The 2804-nt window shown below is 73.9% G+C and carries 3 protein-coding genes and 1 pseudogene; all 4 read right to left on the reverse strand.

Features of this window, described 5'->3' with window-relative positions; all coding sequences use genetic code 11:
• Nucleotides 1-504: arginase family protein (locus tag AC1DY2_RS18275; RefSeq protein ID WP_476763705.1), on the reverse strand; the 504-nt coding region annotated here is incomplete at its 3' end.
• Between the two features lie 32 nt (nucleotides 505-536).
• Nucleotides 537-1190: a J domain-containing protein gene (locus AC1DY2_RS18280; RefSeq protein ID WP_476763706.1), complete on the reverse strand. Its 654-nt coding sequence runs from the start codon at nucleotides 1188-1190 to the stop codon at nucleotides 537-539.
• A gap of 126 nt (nucleotides 1191-1316) precedes the next feature.
• A complete protein-coding gene (locus AC1DY2_RS18285; protein WP_476763707.1) occupies nucleotides 1317-2054 on the reverse strand; it encodes a PspA/IM30 family protein in 738 nt (245 codons plus the stop codon).
• Between the two features lie 148 nt (nucleotides 2055-2202).
• Nucleotides 2203-2804, reverse strand: a pseudogene (locus tag AC1DY2_RS18290) (TPM domain-containing protein); the annotation flags it as partial.

A 2804-nucleotide genomic window follows, 5' to 3' on the forward strand; every position in this document is an offset into this window, starting at 1 on the left:
CGCCTCCTCGTCGTCGATCGCGCGGACGCCGCCGAGCACGAGCCGGGCGGGCGGGATGCGCGTCTCGGCGTCGAGCGCGAGCCCGTCGGCGCCCTCGCCGGCGATCGCCCGCAGGGTCATCCCGCCGAAGCCGCCCGACGGGGACGACTCGGGCGTGTTCAGGTCGGGGTGCGCGTCGAGCCAGAGCACGGCGAGGTCGCCGCCGCTGCGGCGTGAGGCGTGCGCGACCGCCGCGAGCGACGCGCCGCAGTCGCCGCCGATCGTGAGCGCCCAGTCGGGCACCTGCGCGAGCGCCTCCTCGGTGCGCTCGCGCACCCGGAGCAGGGCGCTGTAGCGGCGCACCCCCGAGCCGAGCTCGTCGCCGGCCTCCACCGGGACCTCGACGAGGACGGTCGCGGACGCGGGCAGATCGCCGAGGATCGCGGCGGCACCGTCGGCATGGCTCATCGCGCGCGACGACACGGAGCCCTGCCACTGGGGAACGACGACGAAGGTTGCGGGCATGCCTCACAGTATCGCGCGGGCGCCCGACGTCGTCACTGGTCGGGGAAGCGCACCAGGCGGGCCTGCACGGCGAGCCCGAAGCTCGCCACCATCATGAATCCGAGCCCGAGCAGGCCGCCCACCGTCGTGGCGAGCACCACGGCCACGCCGTTGACGGCGATGAGGACCAGCGTCGTGTTCCAGAGCCACCGTCGCCCGGTGAGGCCCGTCGCGATGGCGGATGCCGCGAGCAGCACGACGCGCAGCCACAGGTCGACCGGCTGCCACACCGGGAGGCCGGACAGGGCGAGCACCGCGCCGATGACGAGGAGCAGCGTCCATGTGGCGAACAGCCCCCAGCTGGCCGGCACGGGACGGACGGAGGCCACGACGTCCACGACGTGCTCGTCGACGATCCGCACCCGCGTACCGGTCCTCGGATACCCCGGCCCGCCGTCGCCCGACGGGTCGTCGGCGCCGGGTCGTCCGTCCCCGCCCGCGCGGCTCGCGGCGGAGCGCAGCAGCACCTCCTTGGCCAGGGTCGCATCGACGAAGCGCTCGCTCGACGCCTGCACCGTCGAGGGCGCTGCGCCGATGGCCCGGTCGGGATGGAGCTCGCGGGCGAGGCGCCGGTAGGCGTGGTCGATCTCGGGCTCGTCCGCATCGGGTGCGACACCCAGCACCTCGGCCGCCTCATCCGGCGTCATGCCCGAACGTTACCGCGTCACGCTGGGATCGCGCTTCGCGTCTACGGGCCGGGTCGTCCCGCGTTGCCGCGGCGAGACGCCGATGCCGCGGGCGCCCGTGCGCCCGCGGCATCCGTGTGCTCGTGCTCAGCCCGAGATGGCGCCCTGCGACGATCCTCCGGCCTTCAGCGCGGCGAGCCGTGCGTCGACCTCGGTGAGCTCGCCGAGGTCGTCGAGCTCGTTGAACTGCGCGTCGAGGCTGGATGCGGCGAGCTCGCTCTGTCCGCGCACGACGGCCTCCTCGCGGCGGATCTTGTCCTCGAACCGGCCGATCTCGCTGGTCGGGTCGAGGATGTCGATGGACTTGACGGCGTCGTTCACCTGCCGCTGCGCCTGGGCGGTCTTCGCCCGCGCGATCAGCTCGGATCGCTTGTTCTGGAGCTGGACCAGCTTCTCCTTCATGCCGTTGAGCCCCGACTTGAGCTTGTCGACGACCTCGGTCTGCGCCGCGATCTGGGGCTCGGCGGCGCGCGCCTCGTTCTCGGCGGAGATCTGGCGGCTCAGGGCGACCTTGGCGAGGTTGTCGAACTTGTCCCCGCCGGACGCGTCGCCGGCCGAACGAAGCTCGTCGCCCTTGCGGCTGGCAGCGAGCGCCTTCTCGCCCCACTCGCGGGACGCCTCGACGTCCTCGCGGTGGTCGTCCTCGAGGAGGCGCAGGTTGCCGATGGTCTCGGCGATCGCGGCCTCGGCGTCGGCGATGCTGTTGGTGTAGTCGCGCACCATCTGGTCGAGCATCTTCTGCGGGTCCTCGGCCTCGTCGATGAGCGAGTTGATGTTCGCCCGCATGAGCTGCGAGATGCGGCCGAAGATGGACTGCTTAGCCATGGTGGTTCCTTTCGGTGATGGTCGGTCGTGGTCGGTCGTGGTCTGTGGTGGTGAGTCGTCGTGGTCGGGTGGTGGTGATCGTGGTCCGTCGTGGTGATCGTGGGCGCCGCGCCGGGTATGGCTCAGACCGGCGGCTGCATCGTGGAGCTCAGAATCGGCCTCCGCCCCCGCGACGCGACCGCGTGCCCGAGCCTCCGAAGCTCCCGGGCGACCGCCGGCCGCCTCCGCCGAAGCCTCCGCCGAAGCCGCCGCTGCTCCGACCGCCTCCGCCGCCGCCGAAGATGCCCCCGCCCCCGCCCCCGCCTCCGCCGCCGCCGAGCATCGAGTTGATGAGGATGCCGCCGAGCACGGCCCCGAACACGTCGCCGCCCCGTCCGCCGCCCTGGGGCATGCCGCCGTAGCCGCCGCCGAACCCGCCGCCTCCGCCGTAGGCGGTGTCGAACCCGCCCACGTCCTGCTGGGCGAGCGACATGGCCGTGCCGGCGAGGGACTCGGCCCGCTGGGCGGTGCTGAGCGCCGCAGCCGGATCCACGGATGCCAGTCCCTCGGCTTCGACGAGCAGGCGCCCGGCCTCGGCGAGGCGGGTCCGCGCTTCGGCGCCCACCGCGCCGCGTCGGGCGACGAGGTAGTCCTCGGCCGCCTGCACCTGGGCGCGGGCGGTGGCCAGCGAGCGCCCGAGCTGGGCCTGCGCGCGCTCGAGCCGCACGGCCTGGTCGCGGGCGCCGGCGATCGCGGCGTCGATCTCGGCGC

Source organism: Agromyces sp. P1_H4 (assembly GCF_056405255.1).